The sequence below is a fragment of the Mycobacterium basiliense genome, assembly GCF_900292015.1.
Lineage (GTDB): Bacteria > Actinomycetota > Actinomycetes > Mycobacteriales > Mycobacteriaceae > Mycobacterium > Mycobacterium basiliense.
In genome coordinates this window covers 345,227-364,489 of the sequence record NZ_LR130759.1, presented here as the reverse complement: position 1 = coordinate 364,489, position 19,263 = coordinate 345,227, and the positions used below count along the sequence as shown (strand labels likewise).

Below are 19,263 nucleotides of genomic sequence, written 5' to 3'. Positions count from 1 at the left end.
ATCAGCGGGAGCTGATCGGCGTCACGTCGAGCACCAGCCAGTCACTGCCCCGCTTGGTCAGCGCCACCCGCAGCGCCGGCGCGGCCTGGTTGGTCGGCTGACCGGGAGTGTTTTGGGTAACTCGCAAGATCACCGCCACACTGGCCGCCGATGGCCCAAGAGCCTCCACACCGGCCGACAGCGTGTCGGCTTGCGCGGTGACCTTGCGTTGCGCCAGGTCGGCGCTTGACTTGGCATATTGCTCCTTGAACGCCGCCACTCGCTCCGGCACCATCATGGCCGCCGCCCGGTCGACCGCGGCGTTGGGAACACCCGGCGCGAACGACGCCACCGCCTCGGCCATCTCCGTGGCGACCTGTACCACCCTTCGGGAGTCTCGGTTGAAGTCTTGATCCGGCATCGTCCAGTGCGTGTATCCGGTCAGTACCGCCGCCACCAGAGCCGCGGCGCATACAAACACGACCGCTAACCGCAGCCCGGGAGCTTCGTCGTCGGTTCCCACGGTCACCGCATCACGGCGCAATAACCAGAAGTTGATCGCCACGCCTTCGGTAATCAGCAGCACCAGCACCGAACACGCCGATATCCACCACCACGGCCAACCCAGGACGAACCCGATCGTCACCAGTGCCGCGATCGCGGCCAACGGCGCTGCGATATCGAATGCGGCCAGCCGCCACGCGTTTCTCATCGAATCGATTCCAGGCCCGAGATCATCGGCTTGCCGTCCACCGCGGAGACCTCGATCCGCAAGCTCCAATGCACTGTTTGCGGCTTGACACCGGCATTTTCGGCGACCGACGTCGCAACGAGCAGCACCGAATCCGTCCTGGTGGCAAAGGGCGGCAACTTGGTGGTCACCACAGACCGGGCGGCTCCGGGCCGGGTGTCCAGGTCCCGGTGCACCGTTTCGATCGCCACCGCCTCTATCCGGCCGCTGCTTTGGGTCTGCAACTTCTCCACCACCTGCCGGTAGGGCAACACCGCGGCGTCGAAGTCAGTGTTGAGTTGGCCGACCGTTCCGTCGTGCAGCCGCTGCAGGCTGGCGTCCACGTTGCCGGCATTCATGTTGATCAGCACATCAGTCCATTCGGCCGCCGCCTGCATCACCCGGGTCAGATATACGCGCTCGGCCACCTCGTCACGATGGCCCGACCAGATGAGGACACCGAGCACGACCGCGACGACCGCCACCACACCGAGAATGGTCGACCCGATGCCGAAGTTGGAGAGCATCTCAGCAGGTGAATCGTCCGGTTCGGCAGCGGCTTCATCGGAATCCTCATCGGCTTCTTTCACCGGAGCTACCGCGGAATCATCGTCTGACATGGCCCGATCGTCGCACCCGAATCGAGATGGAAGGATGGCGGGGTGACGAATACCGCTGTTCGCTCCGGTATCGACCTGAGCTATATCGACCCTGACGCCCGCCCGCAAGACGACCTGTTCGGCCACGTCAATGGCCGCTGGTTGAAGGAATACGACATACCCGCGGACCGCGCGACGGACGGCGCTTTCCGCCACCTGTTCGACCGTGCCGAGCAGCAAGTGCGCGACCTAATCATCGAAGCCAGTGAACGAGCGGCACCAGCCGGCACCGACGAGCAGCGGATCGGCGACCTCTACACCAGCTTTCTGGACGAAGAGGCGGTCGAGAGCCGGGGCGTGCAGCCGCTGCGCGACGAGCTCACCATGATCGACGACGCCGCCGATCGCGACGCATTGGCCGCGGTCATCGGCGCCCTGCAACGCAACGGGATGGGCGGCGGCATAGGGCTGTATGTCGACACCGACGCCAAGGACTCGACCCGCTATTTGGTGCACTTCACCCAATCGGGCATCGGACTACCCGACGAGTCCTACTATCGCGACGAGCAACACGCCGAAGTGTTGGCCGCCTACCCCGGGCACATCGCCCGGATGTTCGCCCTGGTATTCGGTGGGGAAAGCGCAGGGCACGCCGATGTCGCAGCGACCATCGTGTCGCTGGAGAGCAAGCTGGCGGCCGCCCATTGGGACGTCGTCAAGCGTCGCGACGCCGAACTCACCTACAACCTGCGCACGTTTGCTGACATCCAGATCGAGGGGGCGGGTTTTGACTGGGCGAGCTGGCTGGCCGCGCTGGGCACCACCCCGGAGGCGGTCGCGGAACTGGTGGTGCGCCAGCCCGACTACCTCAACGCCTTCGCCACGCTGTGGAACAGTGAAAATCTCGAGGATTGGAAGTGTTGGGCGCGTTGGCGCTTGATTCGCGCGCGTGCCCCCTGGCTGACCCATGATCTGGTGGGCGAGGACTTCGACTTCTACGGCCGCAGGTTGACCGGTGCCGAGCAGATTCGCGAGCGCTGGAAACGAGCGGTGGCGCTGGTCGAATCCCTAATGGGCGACGCGGTCGGAAAGCTCTATGTCGAGCGGCATTTCCCGCCGGGCGCCAAGGCCCGCATCGATGCTTTGGTATCCAACCTGCAAGAGGCGTACCGAATCAGCATCAGCGAACTGGATTGGATGACGCCGCAGACTCGTGAGCGTGCACTGACCAAGCTGGGCAAGTTCACCGCCAAGGTTGGCTATCCGATCAAATGGCGGGATTACTCAAAACTGGTGATCGATCGCAACGACCTCTACGGCAACTTCCAGCGTGGCTACGCGGTCAACCACGACCGCGAGCTTGCCAAGCTCGGCGGCCCGGTCGACCACGACGAGTGGTTCATGACACCCCAGACCGTCAACGCCTATTACAACCCGGGCATGAACGAGATCGTCTTTCCGGCAGCGATTTTGCAACCCCCATTCTTCGACGCTGACGCCGATGACGCGGCCAACTACGGCGGAATCGGCGCGGTTATCGGACACGAGATCGGGCACGGCTTTGACGATCAAGGCGCCAAATACGATGGCGACGGCAACCTGGTCGACTGGTGGACCGACGATGACCGCACCGAGTTCGGAAGCCGCGCGAAGGCATTGATCGAACAATATGACGCATACGCGCCCCGCGATCTAGTGGATCAACCCGGTCCCCCTCATGTCCAGGGCGCGTTCACGATTGGAGAGAACATCGGCGATCTGGGCGGGCTCTCGATCGCGCTACTCGCCTACCAGCTATCGCTGAACGGTGAGCCCGCCGAGGAGATCGACGGCCTTACCGGTGTACAGCGGGTGTTCTTCGGGTGGGCCCAGGTTTGGCGGACGAAATCGCGTCAGGCCGAGGCGATTCGGCGACTGGCGGTCGATCCACACTCCCCGCCGGAGTTCCGGTGCAACGGCGTCGTGCGCAATGTGGACGCGTTCTACGAGGCCTTCGATGTCACGGAGGACGACGCCCTATTCCTGGAACCACAGCGCCGCGTCAGGATCTGGAGCTAGGTCCGCGCGTCGCCTTCTTGCGCGAGCAGACACAGAATCGCGCAATTTAGCCGTCAAACATGCGATTCTGCGTCTGCTCGGCAGGCTTCGATGCGCGCGGGCACGTGCTTGTGCCAGGGCGTGCCGGCATATGGGTCGCGCCATTGAGTCGATGTGAGCGAGTTGGGGGCTACCCCCGGAACAACGGTACGGCCATCCGCGTCGACGTAGTCGAGCCCAAAGCCGTTGGGCAGCGCGGCATGCCCGGGCAGCATTGTCTCGCTGATCTCGATGGTGGCTTCCGCACTACCAGCCGCGGTGGTGATGCGGGCCCGACATCCGTCCACCAGCCCGAGCGCATCGGCGTCCTCGACACTGACTCGCAACGCTCCGTCCACATCACGTTTGCGCCAGGACGGATCACGGAATATGTCATTGGCTGTATAGGCGCGGCGTTCCCCCACGGATAGCACGATCGGCATCTCCGGGGTTGTCAGCTGCGCCGGTGCGTGAGTCAACGACCGTATCTCGTCCAGCAATTCGGGAATCTCCAACGAGATCTTGTGGTCGGTGTAGTTGATCAGCGCAAAATCATCCTGGTAATTGTGCGCGGTAAAGGTGACTCCGGAACGGCTGTTGAGAATCGCGTCGAACAACGCGTTGCCGTCGGCGTGCCCGGCTCGCCGGACTGCATCGGGATAGGTCATCGCGGTCTTCTGGGCTAACCCCCATAGCGCCGCGGCCCCGGCCAGGCCGTCAGGCAGTGTCGGGCCCAGCGTTTCGTAGAGCACGTAAGGGAGCAGCTTGGCCATCGAAGGGTTGGTGGCCGCGGCGCCCATAACTGCTTCGGCATACGCTTGACGACCCTGCGCCGCGGCCTCGTGCAGCGGCCGCAGATCCGCGTCATCCACGACACCCAGGGCCCGCACCAATCGCGCCCAGATTTCGGGTTCGGGCAATGTCCCCGGCAATGGCTCGAATAGCGGGTGCCGCAAATGCACGGCGTTATGCGGAAATTCCAGATTGAAGAACGTGGTTTCGGGCTTTTCGAACTGCGACGCTGCGGGCAGCACGTAGTGGGCCAATCTGGCCGTTTCGGTCATCGCGACATCGATAACCACCAACAGTTCCAGCGCTTCAAACGCCTCTCGGCAGGCAGCCGAGTTAGCAAGGGAATGCGCGGGATTGGCGCTCTCGACAATCATGGCGCGGAATCGGTCCGGGTGGTCGGTGAGGATCTCCTCGGGAACCACGTTGCCCGGTACCAGCCCGGCGATGATGCGAGCACCGGTGACAGGTGTGCGGCCGGAGACCATGCTGAACAACGGTGCGAACGACGAGTGCAGATGTTGGCCACCTTTTTTCGCGAAGTTACCGGTAAGAATCCACAGCATCTTGTTCAGGTACGAGCACACCGTGCTATTAGGCGCCTGTTGGATGCCAAGATCTTCGAATACCGAAACGCTGCCTGCGGTGCCGATGCGGCGAGCCGCCGCACGCAGCAGCTCTTCGTCCACCCCGCAATGCTGCGCGTAGTCACCGACCGGAATCTCGCCAAGTACCGCGCGGACAGCGTCGGCTCCGTGTACGTGTTCGGTGAGAAATTGTTCGTCACAAAGGCTTTCCTGCACCAGGACGGCCGCCAACGCCGCGATGCACCAGGCATCGGTACCAGGGCGCACCCGCAGATGGAAGTCGGCCATCTTGGCGGTGTCGGTAACGACGGGATCGACCACGATCATCGACCGCGCGGGGTCTTTGGCGATCTCGTTGAGCACCACCCGAGCTCTGGGGAAACTCTGCGACATCCACGGGTTTTTCCCGATGAAAACCGACACTTCGGCATGCTCGAACTCACCGCGCGTGTGACCGCCGTATAGCTGGCCGTCAACCCACGCCTCGCCGGTTTTCTCCTGCGCCAGTGCATTTGACCGGTACCGTGAGCCCAGCGCCTTGAGGAATGCTCCGCTATACGCGCCGCCCAGGTGATTGCCTTGGCCGCCACCGCCGTAGTAGAAGATTTTGTCCCCGCCGTAGACATCGCGGATATGCTTGAACCCTTCTGCGATCTCGACAATTGCGGTGTCCCAGTCGATCTCCTCGTAGGTCCCGTCGGGACGGCGCCGCAGCGGCGAGGTGAGGCGGCCGCGGTTGTTCTGGTAGTGATCCAGCCGCAACGCCTTATTGCAGGTGTAGCCTTGCGATGCCGGATGAGCTTTGTCTCCCCGGATGCGCGCTAGCCTGCCATCTTCGACTTGCACGACGATGCCGCAGTTGCATTCGCACAGGATGCAGGCAGTGGGCTGCCAATCAGTGGTGGTCATCGGTTTCCCTTTCCGGCAGCTCTGCCAGCAGCAGGCCGTGCAGCTGGCGATGAACGACATCCAGCGGCGCCAGGTCTCGCCGCACCCGGGCCAGCAGAAGCGCGCCCTCCAGCGCCGACGTTGCCAGCACCGCTAATTCCGCGGCCCGGTCCGCCGCTATGCCGTCGGCGAGGAAGCGTTCGGCGATCAAGTCGGACCACCGGTCGAACACCGCCGCCGCATGCTCGATCACCGGCGCCATCCGCTCCCCGTCCGCCGCCTCGCCGGCTTCAACGGACACCGCCGCGATGGGACAGCCGGCGCGGAAGTCGCTGGCGAGCAGCTGCTCCCGATATTTAGCGACCAGCGTGTTCAACAGATCGAGGGACTGATCGGCCTCGGTGATGATCTTCGCGACGTGCTCGCCTGCGAAGTCGACCGCCTCGCACAACAACTGCGTTCGTCCACCCGGGAAGTAGTGGTAGGCCGACCCGCGCGGCGCACCGCTGTGCTGCAGAACGTCGGAGATGGCGGTGGCATGCGCGCCGCGTTCCCGGATCAGCAGGGCGGCGGACACCACCATCCGGTCGCGAGGGCTGCGCATATGTATGATGCTATACATAATCGGCACCCAACGGGAGTGCCCTACGGTGAACTTCACCGACCATGCAGAAGCTATCGCTGGCGAAATCCGAGCCGGCTACCTCAACCGCCCGGGGGTGGGTGCTAGATCTGCCAGTCCTGGGCGCCGTCGTTTTTGTTGTAGGTTCCCACCGAGTTCTTGACGACGATCGGGTCACCACTGCCGAAGTTGTCGTAGAACCACTTAGCGTTGCTGGGGCTCAGATTGATACAGCCGTGGCTGACATCGCGCTTACCCTGATCGCCCACCGACCACGGCGCGCTATGCACGAAGTTGCCACTGTTGTCGATGCGGACGGCGTCCGACACCGTCACCTTGTAGCCCTGCGGTGAGTTGACCGGAACACCGTACGTCGAGGAATCCATCACCACCGTGGGCATCTTCTCGAGCACGTAGTACGTGCCGTTGGGGGTCTGGTGGTTGCCGGCCGCCATACCCATGGACATCGGGAAGGTCTGCTGTACGACGCCGTTGCGGCTAATCGTCATCTGGTGGGTGGCATCGTCGGCGGTGGCCACCAGCGAATCACCGGTCCGAAAACTGGATTTGGTGCCGGCGGCATCGATGTTCACCGCGGTGTTGGCCGGCCAGAATTCAAAAGGCCGCCAGCGGACCTGGGTGGGACTCATCCAGTAGAACTTGCCCGGCACCGGCGGGATCGACGAAATGTGGATGGCGCTTTCGGCCATCGGTCGGTCGGCGATGGGCACCTCGAAGTTGATGATGATCGGCTTGGCCACCCCGACCATCGCACCGTCGACGGGATTGAACGTCGGCGGCCGGAAAGGCGGCGGACCGATAAACGGCGTCGGATCCTGTCCGGCGACCGGGCCGGCCGCCGCGGGCACCGCCAGCGGGTTGGGCGGTGGTGGCGTAAGCGGGTCCGGCATCGGCGGCAACGCCAGCGGATCGGGCCCCGGCGGCGGCGCCAATGGGTCCGGCGCGGGCGGCGCCGGAGCAACCACTACCGGATCGCCGGGCGCGTCATCTGGGTCCGCAAGAGCTGGACCGGTGCCCAGCACCAGCACAGCAATCACTCCGGCCGCGTTCGCAGCGGCAAAGAGGCTTCCCCTCGTGCGGCCCCTTGTCCAGCGCGACATAAATCATCCCTCCGGTCACGTTCTGCAACCCAGTGTGGCATAGCACAACGGCCCGTTGCCTCTTCCACCGCCTCCCGATAGCGCTTCAATCGCGTGATTCACGCCGCTGAGCTGCACCGTTAGCGCGTGTGTGAAGTTGCCTCCACGGCCGGCGCATCGAAGGCCGGCGCATCGAAAACGTACCTGGCAGCGGTCATCGCGGCCAGAGCCATCGCCATCAGGCCCGCCGACGCGGTCAGCATGAGGGCCACACTTCGTTGGTATAACAGGCCACCGGCCAGTGAGCCCGCCATGATGCCGACCTGAAACGCGGTCACATAGAGGCCCGAGGCGCCGTCGGGGTCGTCGGCCGCACTACGCATCGCCGCACATTGCAGCATCGGCGACACGGCGGTGGCCGCAGCACCCCACAGCACGATCGCCGCGATGCCGGCCACCAAGGCCGTCACCGGCGACCAACGACCGCCGAATGCCAGCGCGGTCAGCAGGACAAATGCGGCCGTCAGTGCGGTCAAGCAGAAGATGATGGTGGCCTTGGGCCGGCGGTCCAGCGGGCGCGCCACCAGCCCCACCGCAATCACACCCGCGACACCATAGGCGGCCAGCAGCCACGCCTGGTTCGGGCCACGCACACCGACGACCTGACGGATGATCACCACGATGTAGGTGTAGGAGACAAAATGGCCGGCCACACCGACCATGGTGATCAGGCTGACGATGACCAGCGCCCGGTTGCGGTGGTGCCGCGACTTCGCCCCCACATGTTGCAGCTGGTCGGTGGTGAGCACCATCTCGGGTAGCAGCAGCCGCGCCGCCACGGTGACGATTGCTGCCGCGACGGTGATGCCTACGACCGCCAGTCGCCAACCCCACATCAGGCTCAGGGCGGCCGTGAGCGGACTACCGACGATCAGCGCCAGGCTGGTTCCGATGTAAATCGACGTGGTGGCGCGGCCGGCGTGACTTGGGGGCACCAGCCGGGCCGCGATCGGGGCGATGACCGACCACAACAAACCGTGGGTGACCGCGCAGAACACCCGCCCAACGGCCAGTACCGCGAAGGTAGGCGCCAGCGCGGAGATGAGTTGCGAGACCGTCAGACAGACCAGGCTGATCACCAGGGCACGGCGGCGAGGCCAGTGCGCGGTCCAGCGCACCAGGACAACCGTCGTCACCGCCGCGACCAGTGCGTACCAGGACAGGAGGGTGCCCACCACGACGACACTGACGTGCAGATTCCGCGCGATCACCGATAACGCGCCGACCGGCAAGATCTCCGCGGTCACATAGACAAATGCCGCGGCGGAGAGCACGGTCAGCTGCGCAGCGACCCGTGGCGTCCACGGTCCTGCGGGCGCGGTGGCGGTTCGGGTATCGGCAGTCATGAGCTGGGCCGCGGCGTCGTTCGGGAACTGGTCGGGAAATGCTCCAACCCGCCGAGTGACGGCGCTGCTCTCACCGTACGTTCCGCGCGGACGGGTTCAAACCAGTTCCCGCGTCAACACGCCAGCGCTCTTAAGAACGAACCAGGCGCGCGATCGCCGCGGAGGCTTCGGCGACCTTGCCGTCGGCCTCGGTACCACCCTCAGCCACGGCGCGGGTGACGCAGTGGCTCAGGTGCTCGTCGAGCAGATTCAACGCGACCGATCGCAGGGCGCTATTGATCGCGCTGATCTGGGTAAGGACATCTATGCAGTACTTGTCCTCCTCGATCATGCGCGCGATGCCGCGTACCTGCCCTTCGATCCGGCGCAGCCGCTTGGCGTAGTTGTCCTTCTGCTGCGAATAGCCGTGTGCGGTTTCCATGACTCTCCCAAAGATCGGAACGCTCTAAACCTGCGGAACGCAGCAATCCGACGGAAATTCCCGATCAGACCGAGTTGGACCCCGATTGTACTCCGTACCCGGCCCGGGTATTCGACCCGAGTTTTGGCAACGGCGACCGCGCTGCGCATACTTGGACCATGTCCAAACCCGATATCAAACCGCGTAGCCGCGACGTCACCGATGGCCTGGAGAAAGCGGCCGCCCGGGGCATGTTGCGGGCGGTAGGCATGGGCGACGACGACTTTGCCAAGGCCCAAATCGGGGTCGCGTCCTCGTGGAACGAGATCACGCCGTGCAACCTTCCCCTGGATCGGCTCGCCAAGGCCGTCAAGGAAGGGGTGTTCGCCGCGGGCGGCTACCCACTTGAGTTCGGCACGATCTCGGTTTCCGACGGCATCTCGATGGGGCACGAGGGAATGCATTTCTCGCTGGTGTCCCGCGAAGTCATCGCCGACAGCGTCGAAACCGTGATGCAGGCGGAGCGCCTGGACGGCTCGGTGCTGCTGGCCGGGTGCGACAAATCGCTACCCGGGATGCTGATGGCCGCCGCGCGGCTGGATCTGGCGGCCGTCTTCCTGTACGCGGGCTCGATTCTTCCGGGGGTAGCCAAACTTTCCGATGGCAGCGAGCGCGAGGTCACCATCATCGACGCATTCGAGGCCGTGGGGGCGTGCGCGCGCGGCTTGATGTCACGCACGGACGTCGACGCCATCGAGCGCGCGATCTGCCCGGGCGAGGGTGCCTGCGGCGGCATGTACACCGCCAACACCATGGCCAGCGCCGCCGAGGCGCTGGGCATGTCACTGCCCGGCAGCGCCGCGCCGCCGGCAACCGATCGCCGCCGCGATGGGTTCGCGCGTCGCAGCGGTCAGGCCGTCGTCGAATTGTTGCGCCGTGGCATCACTGCCCGAGACATCCTCACCAAGGAGGCCTTCGAGAACGCCATAGCTGTGGTGATGGCTTTTGGCGGGTCAACCAACGCGGTGCTCCACCTGCTGGCCATCGCCCGCGAAGCCGAAGTCATGTTGACCCTCGAGGACTTCAGCCGGATCGGGTCGAAGGTGCCCCACCTGGCCGATGTCAAGCCGTTCGGCCGCCACGTCATGTACCACGTCGACCACATCGGCGGCGTGCCGGTGATCATGAAGGCACTGCTGGACGCCGGCCTCTTGCGCGGCGACTGCCTGACGGTCACGGGCCGGACGCTCGCCGAGAATCTGGCCGACATTGATCCGCCGGACCCGGACGGCAAGGTACTGCGCGCATTGGACAACCCGATACACCCGACCGGGGGAATCACCATCCTGCGTGGGTCGCTTGCACCCGAGGGCGCAGTGGTCAAGACGGCCGGTCTGGAATCGGAGGTGTTCGAGGGCACGGCAAGGGTTTTCGACGGCGAGCGAGCCGCCCTGGACGCGCTCGAGGACGGCACGATCACCAAAGGCGACGCGGTGGTGATCCGCTATGAAGGACCCAAGGGCGGCCCGGGAATGCGCGAAATGCTGGCGATCACCGGCGCGATCAAGGGAGCCGGGCTCGGCAAAGACGTCATGCTGCTGACCGATGGCCGGTTCTCCGGTGGCACCACCGGCCTCTGTGTGGGACACATTGCGCCGGAGGCCGTCGATGCCGGACCGATCGCGTTCCTGCGCGATGGCGACCGGATCCGGCTGGACGTGGCAAATGGCACCCTCGAGGTGCTCACCGACCCAACTGAATTCGCAAATCGGCAGACGGATTTCACTCCCCCGCCGCCGCGGTACAAGACCGGGGTGCTGGCCAAGTACGTCAAGTTGGTCGGCTCGGCCGCGACTGGCGCGGTCTGCGGTTAGCCGGACCGCATTCGGCCCTGGGCAACCGGTCGCCGGGTGCGGTTCGAATCCGCGGATGGGTCGTTGCATCGCATTGCTGAATGCCCAATGGCAACAGCGCTTTTTCGCCAGCGGCCAGCCGAATCCGGCGCACCAGTCCGGCACGTGGCGAACCCGGTGATTCTCAGTAACCGTCCAGCCGCGGCAGCTAGCATCATGCAATGCTCCGCTCGGCCCAAACCGGGCGATGTTCGTCGTGAGTGCAGCGAGGTGCCCGATGACATACGTGCTTGTCTCACCGGAGACCATGGCCTCGGTAGCCATCGATCTGCAGTTCATCGAGACGACGGTGTCCAATGGGAACGCCGCGGCGGCCGGCGCGACGACGCTCGTGGCCAGCGCGGCCGGCGACGAGGTATCGAAGGCAATCGCGGCGTTGTTTTCCCGGCACGCCCAGGAGTATCAGGGGTTGGCCCGGCAGGCCGCGGCATTCCACGACGAGTTCGTGAAGAACCTACGGGCCGGCGCGATTTCGTATGCTTCCGCCGAAGCCGGCAACGCGGCGCAGGGTCTGCTGGGTCTGGTCAACACCCCGACTCAGGCGTTGCTGGGTCGCCCGCTGATCGGTAACGGCGCCAACGGAATGACCGTCAATGGGGTGGGCACGCCAGGCGGACCCGGTGGCATCCTGTACGGCAACGGAGGTAACGGCGGGGCAAGCACCACCGTGGGAGTCGTTGGCGGCGCTGGCGGGTCGGCCGGCCTGATCGGCAACGGCGGCATCGGCGGCCGCGGCGGCCCCGGCGGAACGGGTGGTGCCGGTGGCAACGGCGGGTTCCTCTTCGGCTCAGGTGGCGCCGGTGGGGCCGGCGGGATCGGGATTACCGGCGGGGTCGGCGCTGCCGGCGGCATGGGCGGTGACGGGGGCGCCGGTGGCAGCGCCGGATGGTTCGGCAATGGTGGGGCCGGCGGGATCGGTGGCGCCGGCGGCGGTGGCGGCGCCGGTTTGCCCAACGAGCAGGGCGGCACGGGCGGGACCGGTGGTCACGGCGGAACCGGTGGCAGCGCCGGACTGTTCGGCAATGCGGGTACCGGCGGTGACGGCGGAGCCGGCGGCGCTGGCGGCAACGGTTTGGCGGCCCAGCAGGGTGGCGACACCGGGGGCGATGGCGGCCAGGGTGGTCTCGGCGGCGACGCCGGGACCGGAGGCCACGCCGGGCCCCTTGGCACCAACGGCAGCGGTGGACGCGGGGGTAGCGGTGGGATCGGCGGCACCGGCGGCACGGGTGCGGCCGATACCGGTAGCAACCCGGGCGCGGGCGGCAAAGGTGGTGACGGCGGCGACGCCGGTGTGGGCGGTGCCGCCGGCACCGGCGGATTCGGTGGAGCGGTGGGTGCCTACGGCAACGGCGGCGCGGGCGGCACCGGCGGCACCGGCGGGGCCGGTGCCAACGCGCCGGCCGGCACCGGCGACAGCGGCACCAACGGCGCGGCCGGCGGTCAGGGTGGCTCCGGCGGCAACAGTGGCGCCGGCGGAGCCAACGGCAACGGGGGTGACGGCGGCCTGGGAGGCGCCGGTGGTGACGGCGCCAGCGGCACCGCCGACAACGGCGGGGGTGCCGGCAGTGGCGGCCGTGGCGGTGACGGCGGCACCGGCGGGGTCAGCGGTCCGGCCGGTCATGGCGGCTCTGGCGGCACCGGCGGCTCTGGCGGCACCGGGGGTGCTGGAGGTTCCGGCGGTATCGGCGCCGACGGCAAGGCCGACACCGGTCACATGGGCGGGTATGGCGGCGCCGGCGGAAACGGCGGCACCGGCGGCAACAGCCTGCGCGGTGGTACCAATGGCAACGGCGGAGTGGGCGGCGCCGGCGGAGCGGGCGGCGCCGGCGGCAGCGGCACGCCGGATGCCGGCAGTGGTGGCGGTGACGGCGGCGACGGCGGCTACGGCGGCATGGGTGGGACCGGCGGCTGGCCCGGCCACGGCGAAGGCGTCGGCGGTAACGCGGCTACCGGCGGCGCCGGCGGCGCCGGTGGGGTAGGCGGTGCCGGCGGCGACGCCATCCAAGGTTCCGGCCACTACGGCGGCTACGGCGGTTATGGCGGCGGCGGAGGAGACGGCGGCTACGGAGGCAACAGTGTCACCGGCACCGGCGGCACCGGCGGTGCCGGGGGCAACGGCGGCCAGGCCGGTGCCGGCGGCATTTCCGGCGACGGCGTGCAATTCGATTGGGGCACCGGCGGCACCGGCGGCAGCGGCGGTCAAGGCGGCTACGGCGGTGCCGGCCGGCTCGAGGAAGCTGGCGGCGCCGGCGGGTCCGGTGGCACCGGCGGCACCGGCGGCGACAGTGGCCCCGGCGGCACCGCAGGCAATGGCGGCACCGGCGGGACCGGCGGTGGCGGCGGCTATGGCGGCCCGGGCGATTACCAGGAAACCGGATTCGCGGGCGGCGTTGGCGGCACCGGGGGCACCGGCGGCAACCCGGGGACCGCCGGACCCAACGTGCACCCGGGCGTCGGCGGTAATGGCGGCACCGGCGGCGTCGGCGGCACCGGCGGCTATGGCGGCACCGGCCGGGGATCGGCGGGCGCCGTGGGCGGCACCGGCGGCACCGGCGGTACCGGCGGTGACCCGGGTCCGGGCGGTATCGGCGGCAACGGCGGCGACGGTGGCGTCGGCGGCCCTGGCGGCTACGGCGACACCGGCTTCGGAACGTCCGGCTACGACGGCGGCACCGGCGGTACCGGCGGCACGGGCGGTCAACCGGGCCCCGGGGGCATCGCCGCGGGCAACGGCGGCCAGGGCGGCTTGGGTGGCAGCGGCGGCTACGGCGGTTCCGGCAACGGTACGGCGGGCTACGCGGGCGGCGACGGCGGCAAGGGCGGCACCGGAGGCGTCGGCGGCACGGTCGGTGTCGGCGCGAGCAACGGCAACGGCGGCGCCGGCGGTGAAGGCGGTTACGGCGGCAAGGGCGGTTACGGCGGTATCGACGCCAACACTGGCGATGGCCTGGCCGGCGGGATTGGCGGAGCCGGTGGCAACGGCGGCGGGGGCGGGCAAGCGGGCGCGGGCGCGGGCAACGCAGGCAACATCGGGGGCGCGGGCATCGGAGGGCAGGGTGGGCTCGGCGGTACCGGCGGCACCGGCTATTACGGCGCTAACGCCGGCCCGGGCGGTCAAGGCGGTCCGGGTGGCGCCGGTGCCGACGGACCTGCCGGGCAGGCCGGCGGCGCAGGCGGGTCCGGCGGATTCGGCGGGACCGGTGGCACCGCGAACGGGACCGGCAACGCCGGAGCCGGTGGCCAAGGCGGCACCGGCGGGAGCGGCGGTCAGGGCGGTAACGGCGTGCTGTCGGGCCAGGCCGGCGGTAACGGCGGGGCCGGCGGGTTGGGCGGCACCGGCGGGTACGGCGGAAGGGCGTCTGGCAGCGGCAACGGCGGCAATGGCGGCACCGGCGGTGACGGCGGCGAGGGCGGGACCGGCGGGGACGGCGACGGCGCGGCGAGCGGTACTGGCGGCAAGGGCGGTGCCGGCGGCCACGGCGGCACCGGTACCCCACCCGGCGGCGTCGATGGCGGCAGCGGCAACCCCGGACTGGACGGCCTGGACGGGACGTAGGCCGCGGTAGCAGGCACATCACTTGCGGGTTTGCCGCACCCGCCCCGAATGTTTACCTGGTACCCATACGGGGTATAGACTAGGTTCCGGAGTCAACCGCTGGGACTACAGTCCCCCAACCTGAATGAGGGTGAAACAGATGGCGACCCATGAAGCCGGGACCGTGTTGACCTGTGGCCACGAAGGCTGTGGGTGTCGCGTTCGTATCGAGGTTCCCTGTCACTGCTCGGGAGCCGGTGAGCCTTACCGCTGCACCTGTGGCGATGCGTTGGTTCCCGTCCAGTAGATCAACCCGGCCGGTGGTGCGTTCGGTGCCGGTCGATCATCGCCCGAACGCACGACCGGCCAGCTCAGCCTGGGCCACCAGGGGCAGAGATGCCGCCGAGGCACCTACCGCCACGGTGTATACACCCGCCGTGATGCGCCAGCACCGGGCGTCGGTGTCGTAGCTGGCAAGCAGTCGCGGATCCGCTTCGATGCTGACGCGGGTTGAGCTGCCCGGTTCTAAATCCACCCGCTGGAATCCCAATAGGCGCACCCATCGACCACCGGAACCGCTGCGGATATACAGCTGCGGGATATCGGTGCCGCGGCGTCCGCCAGTGTTGATAACGGTGAATCGGGCATTCACGGTGTCACCACCGGTGACTACCAGCTCGCGATATTCGAAGCTGGTGTAGGACAAGCCGTGCCCGAAGGCGAATAACGGGGGCTGGTCCATTTTGGCGAACCAGCGGTAGCCCACGTCGGCGCCCTCGAGATAGTGAATCGTGGTCGGTGCTCCCGCTGGCGCTGCCGGGCCGGGTAACATCGGCCGCGGCGTCTGAGAAAGATCGATGGGGAACGTCATCGGCAGCCGGGCCGACGGGTTCACCCGGCCGGCAATGATTTCCGCAATCGCTTGGGCGCCCGCCTGTCCCGGGTACCACGCCTGCAAGATCGCGTTGACCGAGTCTTGCCAGGGCATCGCGACCGGGTTGCCGGTCTCGAGTACCACAACGGTGTTCGGGTTCACCGCCGCGACCGCAGAGATTACTGCGTCCTGACCCCAGGGCAACGACAGGTCCGCGCTATCGAAGCCCTCCCCTTCGGCTCGGATCGCGAACATCACCACGACATCGGCACGCTCCGCCACCAGCATCGCCTCTGCCGGGTTGAGGCCGGGATCAAACTCGATCTGGGCGCCCGGGAATTGCCTTCCCAGCTCGTCGAGGGGCCGCGATGGCAGCAGGTAGAGATTCCGCAGACCGGCCTCGAGACCCGTCCCGCCGATGGGAATCACGCTCGCGTAGCCACCTGGCGGCACCACGGTGCTTGACCCGAAGCCTGCAGGCACGCCGAGCTGGGCATAGCCGCCGATGACCGCGATACGCAGGCCCGAGCCGGGCTCAACGGTCAGCGGCAACAACCCCCGGTTCTGTAGCAGTACGATCCCCTGTCTCGCTATCTCCAGGGCAATCTTGTTGTGCGCGTCCAGGTCCGGTGCGCGCGCGGGGTCCCATCGATCGACGCCGACAGCGAACATCGAACGTAGGATGCGCCGGACCATGTCCGACAACCGATCCCTGGGCAGCGCACCCTCGGTGTGAGCGGTCCGCAGGCGCTCGCCGAACGCCTCGGACTGCCACAGAATCGCGTCGATCTGGGCGCCGCATTCCTGGTCAAGGCCGTTGAGTGCGCATTCCCAGCCCGGTGTCCCGCCCCAATCCGACATGACCCAACCGCGGTAGCCCCAGGCGCCCTTGAGCACATCGTTGAGCAACGCACCGTTGGCTGCGGCGTACTCCCCATTGATCTTGTTGTACGCCGTCATCACCGCACCGGGCTGCGCCCGCTCGATGACGATCTCGAAGGCCAGCAGGTCGGATTCACGGTGCGCGCTCGGATCGATGACGGCATCCAACCAGTGCCGGTTGGTCTCGTTGCAGTTCAGCGAGAAATGCTTGGTCGTCGAGATCACACCCTGCTCTTGGATGCCGACGATCGACTCAGCGGCGATGGTGGCAGTCAATAGCGGGTCTTCGGAAAGGTATTCAAAGTTGCGGCCATTGCGCGGATCGCGCACCAGATTCATCGCGCCCGCCAATTGGACGTTGAATCCGCGGCTGCGGGCCTCGCGGCCGATCACCTCACCCGCGGATCGCGCAAGGGCGGGGTTGAAGCTGGCGGCCAGTGCCAACCCCGCCGGTAGCGCGGTGGCCGTGTCGCCCGGCCGGTATCCGGGGTTGGTGACGCCGAGGCCGGCGTCGCTCATCAGCAGCGCCGGAACCCCGAGCCGGGGAATGCCGGGTACATAGCCGGCGCTCATCGGGACGCCCGGCGGGATGCGGTCATCGCGCAGCGGCCACGCATCACCGGCTCCCATGACACCGATCAACAACGAAAACCGTTCGTCGTCGGTCATTTGCGACTCGACCTCTCGCGCCCGTTCGTCGGCACCTGCATCGTCGCCGGACCGGGTCACCGCGCCCCCTCTTTCGCATATACCACCCGCAGCACGTGGCCAGCCTCGGGTCCCATCACCAACTCGGTCAGCCTGCACATCGTCGACACGAAATCCCGGCCGTGCGGTGGCGTCGCCTGGCACAAATGATGCGCCACTTCGTGGAGCACGACCAGCTCACGCATCGCCCAGTCAGCGGTGCCACGATCAGGCACAGCGATTGTTGCTGTACCGTCACGATTTTCGTAGTGCGCCGCCGATGCGGCGCGGCGCGTCCGCACCCGCAGCGGCGCCACCCGCGGCCACTCTTGGCGCACCGACGTCATCGCGAGCACGTCGTCGACATAGCGTTGTACCGACGCCACCGACGCGAACCGCCCTTCGGGCGGGAGCGTCAACTGCGTCCCAAAAAACTCCACGCTGGGCGATCCATGCTCGGCGGCTCGGTCGAACAGGGTCCGGGCGAACTCCTCCGCCGCATAGACTTTGGCACGCTGAGAATCCCGTCCGGAGGAATCGGGCCGATTCACTGATCCAGCGGGGTCCGTGCCCCGGGCAGTTCCTGGCTCTTGCCCAACTGCGCTCGCCGCCCGGCTCGGTCACCCGCGCGCCGTGCCGCCGACGAATATCCGGCCGAAGCCCTGCTGGCGCGCCAAGTGCCGCGCGCCTTTGACGTGCTGCGGTAGTAGTCGTGCAGCTCGATATCCTTGTCCCGCAGCGCAATTTCAGTTCCCGGGGCTCTCCGGCAGTCCTCGGCGACTTCCCGTCGGGCCTGCTCGCGGGCTTCGGCCAAACGCTGCCCGACACGAGACCCGAAGGCCAGCTGGAAATTGAGCCTGGCAGTAATGGTCGGTGTGGGCCGGTGCGCGCCCGAGGCAAGATAGGTATCCGAGGCCCGTACCATCTGAACGACGAGGCTCGCGTAGAGCGCATGGGTGGCGTCGATGTCCTCGGGAAACCCGTAGGCGTAGAGAAACGTCGAATTCGACGCGATATCGCAGCGCACATCGTTGGCCGCGGCGATGAGCACGAACAACTGCGCGTAGGTCCGCAGACCACGCGTTCCTGCCGCGCCGATGGTGACGGTCCGCTGCATCGGCGCCTGCGCGGCCGAACGAGTGGCCGAATGCGAGCGAGCCACGGCAAGATCGATGGACGCCGCCGTCGCCAGCCGCTGCGCGGCGCCCATGAAAGCGTCCGCCTCGTGGGGATTGTCCGTGCCCTCGGCCTGACGTAGTAAGGCCGAGATGCGCGCCAACATCTTGTCGTCGGTCATGGCGCCAAACTACTAAAGCGGTACGACATTTCGACTTGGTCGAGGCCTACAATCGCGTGCTGATCCAGGAGACCACATCATCGAGCACCTGGTAGCGCTCCGGCTCATTGAATACTTCATGGTACAGACCGGGATATTCCTTGAGTTCGACATCGGCCGATCCCACGCATTCGACCAGGCGGCGGCTGCCCTCGATGGGAATCAACCGGTCGCCGGTGCCGTGTACCACCAGCAGCGGCGCCGTCAAGGCGGGGGCCCGCCGCGGCATGGTCTCGCCCACCTGCAGCAGGGCACGGCCGAGGCCGGCGGGTACTCGCCCGTGATACACCAGCGGATCGTTCTGGTACTCCGCCACCACCTGCGGGTCGCGTGAGATGGCATTGAAATCGAGTTCCTGGACCGGCAGGCCGGGTATCACCACACCGAGAACCTTGGCGGCGAGCGCCACCACGGACGGCACCAGGTCTTGGGCCGCCACCGCCGGCGCGGACAGCACCATCAGGTCGTAGTCGTCCGGGCGCTCAACCCCGTAGGCAAAAACGATCCCACCACCCATGCTGTGCCCCAGCACGATGCACTTGAGTCCGGGATTCTCGCGCTTGGCGAGGCCGACCAGGGTGTCGAAGTCCGCGGTGTATTCGGTGATGTCTCGCACTAGGACCCGCTTACCGCCCGAGCGGCCGTGCCCGCGGTGATCAAGCGCGTAGGTGGCCAAACCGGCCTCCCCGAACCGCTGCGTGACGTGGTCGTAGCGGCGGGCATGCTCGCCCAGGCCGTGCGCCAGCACAACCACCGCTTTGAGCGCGGTGTCCGGTGTCCACGTGTCGTAGACGATGTCCACCCCACCGACACCGGCGAACTTGCGTTCAGCGCGCTTCATGGAAAGTCCTGGTCATTTC

15 protein-coding genes are annotated in these 19,263 nt (G+C 67.2%); 4 read left to right on the top strand and 11 right to left on the bottom strand.

The annotated features are described in order from the left end of the window. Position 1 precedes the first annotated feature (1 nt). Positions 2 to 691 carry a hypothetical protein gene (locus MB901379_RS01700; protein WP_158015029.1) on the bottom strand — a complete coding sequence of 230 codons (690 nt, stop codon included), beginning with the start codon at positions 689 to 691 and terminating at the stop codon, positions 2 to 4. Continuing rightward, positions 688 to 1,329, bottom strand: coding sequence for a hypothetical protein (locus MB901379_RS01695; protein WP_158015028.1), 642 nt, complete (start codon positions 1,327 to 1,329; stop codon positions 688 to 690). Before MB901379_RS01695 ends, MB901379_RS01700 begins: the two co-directional genes overlap by 4 nt. Positions 1,330 to 1,371: 42 nt before the next feature. Here MB901379_RS01695 and MB901379_RS01690 point away from each other — a divergent pair, with 42 nt between their 5' ends. Next, positions 1,372 to 3,366, top strand: coding sequence for a M13 family metallopeptidase (locus MB901379_RS01690; RefSeq protein ID WP_158015027.1), 1,995 nt, complete (start codon positions 1,372 to 1,374; stop codon positions 3,364 to 3,366). A gap of 53 nt (positions 3,367 to 3,419) precedes the next feature. Here the strand turns inward: MB901379_RS01690 and MB901379_RS01685 are convergent, their stop codons facing one another. The 5 genes from MB901379_RS01685 to ricR form a co-directional block, all read right to left on the bottom strand. After that, positions 3,420 to 5,669 carry a molybdopterin-dependent oxidoreductase gene (locus MB901379_RS01685; protein WP_158015026.1) on the bottom strand — a complete coding sequence of 750 codons (2,250 nt, stop codon included), beginning with the start codon at positions 5,667 to 5,669 and terminating at the stop codon, positions 3,420 to 3,422. Then, entirely contained in the window at positions 5,656 to 6,252 is a 597-nt protein-coding gene (locus tag MB901379_RS01680; RefSeq protein WP_158015025.1) for a TetR/AcrR family transcriptional regulator, read from the bottom strand. The genes MB901379_RS01685 and MB901379_RS01680 overlap by 14 nt, the downstream gene beginning before the upstream one ends. A gap of 122 nt (positions 6,253 to 6,374) precedes the next feature. After that, entirely contained in the window at positions 6,375 to 7,391 is a 1,017-nt protein-coding gene (locus tag MB901379_RS01675; protein ID WP_158015024.1) for a L,D-transpeptidase, read from the bottom strand. 119 nt (positions 7,392 to 7,510) lie between these two features. Next, on the bottom strand, positions 7,511 to 8,776 hold the full coding sequence (locus MB901379_RS01670) for an MFS transporter (protein ID WP_158015023.1): 1,266 nt from the start codon (positions 8,774 to 8,776) through the stop codon (positions 7,511 to 7,513). 130 nt (positions 8,777 to 8,906) lie between these two features. Beyond that, positions 8,907 to 9,197, bottom strand: coding sequence for a copper-sensing transcriptional repressor RicR (ricR, locus tag MB901379_RS01665; RefSeq protein WP_158015022.1), 291 nt, complete (start codon positions 9,195 to 9,197; stop codon positions 8,907 to 8,909). Between the two features lie 158 nt (positions 9,198 to 9,355). Here ricR and ilvD point away from each other — a divergent pair, with 158 nt between their 5' ends. The 3 genes from ilvD (at position 9,356) to mymT (ending at position 14,931) form a co-directional block, all read left to right on the top strand. Continuing rightward, entirely contained in the window at positions 9,356 to 11,050 is a 1,695-nt protein-coding gene (gene ilvD, locus MB901379_RS01660) for a dihydroxy-acid dehydratase (RefSeq protein WP_158015021.1), read from the top strand. A gap of 256 nt (positions 11,051 to 11,306) precedes the next feature. Continuing rightward, positions 11,307 to 14,645, top strand: a complete 3,339-nt coding sequence (locus MB901379_RS25140) for a PE family protein (RefSeq protein WP_158015020.1) — start codon at positions 11,307 to 11,309, stop codon at positions 14,643 to 14,645. Positions 14,646 to 14,769: 124 nt separating this feature from the next. Further along, complete coding sequence (gene mymT, locus MB901379_RS01650) at positions 14,770 to 14,931, top strand: copper-binding metallothionein MymT (RefSeq protein WP_158015019.1); 162 nt, start codon at positions 14,770 to 14,772, stop codon at positions 14,929 to 14,931. Positions 14,932 to 14,967: 36 nt separating this feature from the next. Here the strand turns inward: mymT and MB901379_RS01645 are convergent, their stop codons facing one another. From MB901379_RS01645 to MB901379_RS01630, 4 genes are read right to left on the bottom strand one after another with little or no spacing between them, the layout of a single operon-like run. Continuing rightward, positions 14,968 to 17,049, bottom strand: a complete 2,082-nt coding sequence (locus MB901379_RS01645; RefSeq protein ID WP_158018874.1) for a beta-glucosidase family protein — start codon at positions 17,047 to 17,049, stop codon at positions 14,968 to 14,970. Positions 17,050 to 17,105: 56 nt separating this feature from the next. Beyond that, a complete protein-coding gene (locus tag MB901379_RS01640; RefSeq protein WP_158015018.1) occupies positions 17,106 to 17,618 on the bottom strand; it encodes a TIGR04338 family metallohydrolase in 513 nt (170 codons plus the stop codon). Further along, entirely contained in the window at positions 17,615 to 18,364 is a 750-nt protein-coding gene (locus MB901379_RS01635) for a DUF2786 domain-containing protein (RefSeq protein WP_158015017.1), read from the bottom strand. The genes MB901379_RS01640 and MB901379_RS01635 overlap by 4 nt, the downstream gene beginning before the upstream one ends. 46 nt (positions 18,365 to 18,410) lie before the next feature. Then, positions 18,411 to 19,244, bottom strand: coding sequence for an alpha/beta hydrolase (locus tag MB901379_RS01630; protein ID WP_158015016.1), 834 nt, complete (start codon positions 19,242 to 19,244; stop codon positions 18,411 to 18,413). Positions 19,245 to 19,263 lie beyond the last annotated feature (19 nt).